Annotated in this window: 8 protein-coding genes; 2 read left to right on the top strand and 6 right to left on the bottom strand. The window is 58.9% G+C overall.

What is annotated here, in order from left to right; genetic code table 11:
- Positions 1-184: hypothetical protein (locus ACFOFO_RS10360; RefSeq protein ID WP_390331496.1), on the top strand; the 184-nt coding region annotated here is incomplete at its 5' end.
- Between the two features lie 187 nt (positions 185-371).
- Here the strand turns inward: ACFOFO_RS10360 and ACFOFO_RS10355 are convergent.
- Both ACFOFO_RS10355 and ACFOFO_RS10350 read right to left on the bottom strand, forming a co-directional pair.
- Positions 372-740 (bottom strand): transporter substrate-binding domain-containing protein, encoded by a 369-nt coding sequence (locus ACFOFO_RS10355; protein WP_390331497.1) that lies wholly within the window; start codon positions 738-740, stop codon positions 372-374.
- Positions 741-1143: 403 nt separating this feature from the next.
- Entirely contained in the window at positions 1144-1278 is a 135-nt protein-coding gene (locus ACFOFO_RS10350) for a DUF3563 family protein (protein ID WP_390328292.1), read from the bottom strand.
- On the opposite strand from ACFOFO_RS10350, the gene ACFOFO_RS10345 reads away from it, so the two are divergent.
- Entirely contained in the window at positions 1273-1650 is a 378-nt protein-coding gene (locus ACFOFO_RS10345; RefSeq protein ID WP_390331495.1) for a LysR substrate-binding domain-containing protein, read from the top strand. The two genes, ACFOFO_RS10350 and ACFOFO_RS10345, sit on opposite strands and share 6 nt — an antisense overlap.
- Here ACFOFO_RS10345 and ACFOFO_RS10340 read toward each other — a convergent pair.
- From ACFOFO_RS10340 to ACFOFO_RS10325, 4 genes are all read right to left on the bottom strand, one after another.
- Positions 1647-1886 carry a hypothetical protein gene (locus ACFOFO_RS10340; protein ID WP_390331494.1) on the bottom strand — a complete coding sequence of 80 codons (240 nt, stop codon included), beginning with the start codon at positions 1884-1886 and terminating at the stop codon, positions 1647-1649. The genes ACFOFO_RS10345 and ACFOFO_RS10340 overlap by 4 nt on opposite strands.
- Positions 1887-1888: 2 nt before the next feature.
- Positions 1889-3241, bottom strand: a complete 1353-nt coding sequence (locus tag ACFOFO_RS10335; RefSeq protein WP_390331493.1) for a DHA2 family efflux MFS transporter permease subunit — start codon at positions 3239-3241, stop codon at positions 1889-1891.
- Positions 3242-3401: 160 nt separating this feature from the next.
- Positions 3402-3833 carry a hypothetical protein gene (locus ACFOFO_RS10330; protein WP_390331492.1) on the bottom strand — a complete coding sequence of 144 codons (432 nt, stop codon included), beginning with the start codon at positions 3831-3833 and terminating at the stop codon, positions 3402-3404.
- 260 nt (positions 3834-4093) lie between these two features.
- A partial coding sequence (locus ACFOFO_RS10325; protein WP_390331491.1) for an MFS transporter occupies positions 4094-4720 on the bottom strand: 627 nt, incomplete at its 5' end.

The following is a 4720-nucleotide window of genomic DNA, read 5'->3' as shown; positions in this document are numbered from 1 at the left end:
CCAGGTTGGCGCAGATGCTCAATATACTACCGGTAGTGGGTTTGGGAGACAACCGGATAAGCACGGAAGTAACGACCGTCTGAATTGGAAATCGCTGGCCGCTATGACGGTATTGCTGCCTGGCGGCGTCAATTTTCTGGAAAACTGCGTTGTGCGGTTGAGTCACATTCGCATCGCTTTTTGAGTTCGCCCTCAAGTTTGAAACCAGTCACCAAAATGAGGCACGCCGACATCATAAAAAATAAATAAGGTCAGATGCGCGGCGCTGTCGGCTTTGAACCGGTTCTCAAGAAGACCGCTGGTGCGTGCTCAAGCACACAGGCAGAACCTCACCGGCAGCGCAACCACCGTGAACTTATCCTCAACCCTGACTAGCGATGAGCTGGCTGATTTATCCAACTCTGCAACATAAACTCTGCAACAGTGTCGTCAACAATCAAGGGATTGCCGGTCCATTTCCGCGAGATCTTATTCAGCTCGCCGGAACCGGTCATTTTGATGATGGCCTTGTTGAGCCAGTCACGCATTTCCTGGTCTTCCAATCGGACCGCCATGGCATTCGGCTGATGGAAGAAGGTGAATTTGATCGCCAATCCGGCATCGGCCTGCTGCTTCATCACGTCTTTGGCGACGCCATCCGGAATAGCGGCGGCATCGATTTGGTGCGCGATCAAGGCTTGCACCACGGTGGCGTCGTCCTGGTAGCGAACGATTTGCAGGCCGGGGACATTCGCGCGCACCAAGGCGGTTTCCTGGCTTGCGCCACGGTTCACGCCGACCCTATTACACCGTTAGTGATGAAGAGCTTTACCGGCTGCTGGCGTTGGTGGAGCAGACCGAGGGCCTGCAACTTGAGCCATCCGCGTTAGCCGGTGTTCCGGGCATGGCAAGGGTATTGACCGAGCAGCAGCACTACCGAACCCGGATGGGATTGACGGCCTCCCGTCTCGCGAAGGCGACCCATCTCGCTTGGGCGACGGGTGGCAGTATGGTACCTGAGCAGGAAATGGCCATTACGTCGCAAAAGGCAAGCAGTTGTTGCAGAGTGAACAACGCTAGGATGTTCACTAACTACGCGTAGGACTGTGTCCGGCTGAGCCGGCGCAGCTCTCAGCGACACGGCGGCACCGCGGAAGAGCAATTTCAGTGAAAGCCGGTCATCATGGGCAGTGGTCGCTGCCAATCGTGCCGGTCCAGTTTGCGCATTCTCCATTCCGGATCGTAAATGGAGGTTGCCCCGGCAAGATACGCTTCCTGCTGTGTGCGCTGGCGATGCATCCGTCGGAGCTTGAACACGGTCACGTGATGGTGCGCTACTTCTTCGCCGGCTCGGGGCGCCAGCGGCCAATCGAGCTTAGCTTGGGCGAGCAGCGCGTGACGGTCAAAGGGCGTTACTTCATCGGCGTGAACGACACCAACGCCTTGCTCGCGGCCGCGCTGGCGGGCCTTGGCATCATGCATGCGCCGAGCTTCATGGCGCAGCCGCACATCGATGCGGGCCTGCTGGTGCCGGTGCTAAAGGAATGGTCTGCTGAGCTCAACCCGATTTCCATCGTGTATTCGCCGAACCGCCATCTCAGCACGCGAGTGCGGGTGTTCGTCGATTGGATGGTTGAGCTGTTCAATGCGCAGCGGCTTGTCCTCGCTTAACGCTGTCGCCTGTGTTTTTCTTGAGCGTGGCCGCCAATCAACAACCAGGCGCTCAAGGCACTGCCTAATGCCAGCAACGCAGAGAGCAACATCACCCAACGGAAGCCCGATACGTACGATTCCTTAATTGCGCTTTTCAGTGCTACCCGCTCCTGTTCGCTCGCTTGTGCCGGCAACTCGATCGCAGCAAGTTTGGCACGCTGCGCCTCTACTGTGTGCAACTTGTCCGGCGCCATATTCAAGGTCCTGAGATGTCGGTCCAGGCTGCATTGAACGCCAGGTTCATCACAATCCCGAAGATCGCAATGGCCAGCAAGGCGGCGGTACGCGAGACGGCGTTGTTGACGCCTGATGCCGCGCCGGCAAGGCTCTGATCGACCGCATTCATGACCGTCGTGGTCAGCGGCGCGACACTGATCGACATGCCGAATCCCAGCGTCAGCACCGCCGGGAAATAATTAGCCCAGTAACTGCCGCCCACGCCGGGAACGGCGAACCCGGCGAATCCGATTGCCGCAATCGTCGGGCCAATCACGAGCGGTCCCTTGGCGCCATATCGGTCAACCAGTCCCCCGCTCCATCTGGACAGGAAAAACAGCAGTAGCACAAACGGCAGCAGCGCAGCGCCAGCGGCGACCGCGGAATATCCTTGCACTTGAATCAGGTTCAGCGGAAAAAAATACAGGCCGCCGCCAAGCGCCGCATACAGCAGGAGCGTCAGCAAGTTCGCCCCGCTGAAATTGTGGGAACGGAACAAGCGAAGCGGCAGCATAGGGGCGGCATGGCGTGACTCGACGCCAATAAAAAGGGCAATCATCAGCGCAGCCAGAACAAGCGTAGCAACCACCGTCACGTCGCTCCATCCTTGGTTCGACGATTCGATCAAGCCATAGACCAGACATCCCAGCCCGATGCTGGCCAGCGCAGCGCCAGCCCAGTCCAGGCTGCCTGAGGCGCGCTGGTCGCGGCTTTCGGGCACGCATCTGAACGTGAGGATCAGGACCAGCAAGGCGAGCGGGACGTTGATCAGAAATGCCAGCCGCCACGAACCATGCTCAATGAGAAAACCGCCGAGCACCGGTCCAATCGCGGCGGTGATGGCGGTATAACCGGACCAGGTGCCGATCGCCTTGCCGCGTTCGCTTGCGGGAAACGAGGCGCTGATGAGGGCGAGGCTGCCCGGGACCAGCAAGGCGCCGCCGATTCCCTGCACCGCCCGGGCGAAAATCAATTGCATGATGCTGCCAGACACCCCGCACCAGATGGACGCGACGGCAAATAGCGCGATGCCAAGGGTAAACACGCGCCGCCGCCCGAACCGGTCGCCCGCGGTGCCGCCAACCAGCAGCAACGCCGCCAGGAATAGCGCGTAGGCTTCCACCACCCACTGCACATCGGTCGCGCTGGCACCGAATGTGCGTTGCAAGGCCGGAAGCGCGATATTGACCACGGTGCCGTCGATAAACACCATGCTAGAGGCGAGTATCGTGGCCACCAGCACCCATGGGCGCGCGCTGGGCTTGCACAGTGAATCCGCCGCCGCGTCAGCAGTAGCGCCCTCGTCACGAACGGGGATTGGCGATACAGTCATTGACATCACTCCCGCATGAGCTGGCATTGGCAATGCATAGTCGCGGGTCCGAGGATGGCAATCCGCTCTCACACTGGCAAGGGCCATCTTCTATCCGCTTGAGCGACGGTAGTAGGTCGAAGGCAACCGCGGGACATATCAAAGTGCAGTAGCGGCTGGCCTAATACTTTTTGGTTTTGTAACTATGACTAACAACAATTCTGGTTGACGCGATCAAGCTGCTCAAGCCCAACACCAATTGCGTCAATTTATCATCAGGCAACACCCAGATCTGCGAATGCGCTGCCGCGATTCCGGTTGCGGCGGTAATAACCGGCGCGACCCACCCAGCGTCGGGCGTCACGTCAAGCAGGATCGCGCTCTCGGTAGTGTGCATGAATACTTGACCGCCATGGCCAAGCCGGAAGCACACGCCGTACCCCGTTGCATTCGTCTTTTTTATGCAGCGCTGCAAATCCCAATTGTAATGATCAATCCAAGCCTCAACGTCATACGTTGTTGTTAAATCGATCCACGGCCGCTCGGAAAACTCTTCGGGATTGCTGGCATCGGTGCCGGATGCCATGGCGCCAGGCTGTTCAATTATCGTCATGCAGCCAGTTTACACCGCCGCGAATTGCTGCACGCGGCGTCCACCTTCGGGCAGAAGCTCAATGCCTTCCGGCAAACGACACGCCTCCATCACGGCGCATGTCGACCTGAGCGCGGAAAGCCTGGCCTCGCCCTGCATAATCAGGTCCGACGATGGGATATCCGATCGGGCGGTCGATTGGTGATTGGTGATTGCATGAGTAGGCGCCGCGATAAGGATGGCAGCGCGCTGTCACGCCGCCATCGGTGTTCCACATGGGATTAATGCGCCGCGACGGCGTTGGCCGGTGTGGCGAGAGGATGGATGCCCGCATTGCGATCCAGTCGGCCGGCCAGAGTCGTCAGGCCAAGTGCCCCGAGCACGACGAGAGCGCCAATCCACGGGGTCGCCATCAATCCAAGATGGGCCACGATCAACCCACCGCCCCAGGCACCGCCAGCAATACCGATGTTGAACGCTGCGATATTCAGCCCTGAGGCCACGTCGATCGCCTGCGGTGCATCACGTTCGGCCCGCTGCACCACATACACTTGCAAACCAGGTACGTTGCCGAACGCGACTGCGCCCCACACCAATACCGTAGCCAGAGCCAGCCACGTGTTGGAAGCAGTAAAGGTAAGCACAAACAACACGAGTGCCAATAAGGTAAATACGATTTGCAGCGCACGAATTGGGCCTTTCTTGTCAGCCAGCTTGCCGCCCCAGATATTGCCGAATGCGACTGACACGCCATACACCAGCATGACCAGACTGACACTGGCAGCAGAGAATCCCGACACCTCCTGCAAAATGGGCGCAAGGTAGGTGAAGGCGATGAACGATCCGTGCTTATCCGGTTGTCTCCCAAACCCACTACCGGTAGTATATTGAGCATCTGCGCCAACCTG

Source organism: Pseudundibacterium arcticum (genome assembly GCF_042646465.1).
GTDB classification, from domain to species: domain Bacteria; phylum Pseudomonadota; class Gammaproteobacteria; order Burkholderiales; family Burkholderiaceae_D; genus Undibacterium_A; species Undibacterium_A arcticum.
The sequence above is the reverse complement of the archived record's forward strand: the minus strand, read 5'-3'. Positions and strand labels throughout refer to the sequence as shown.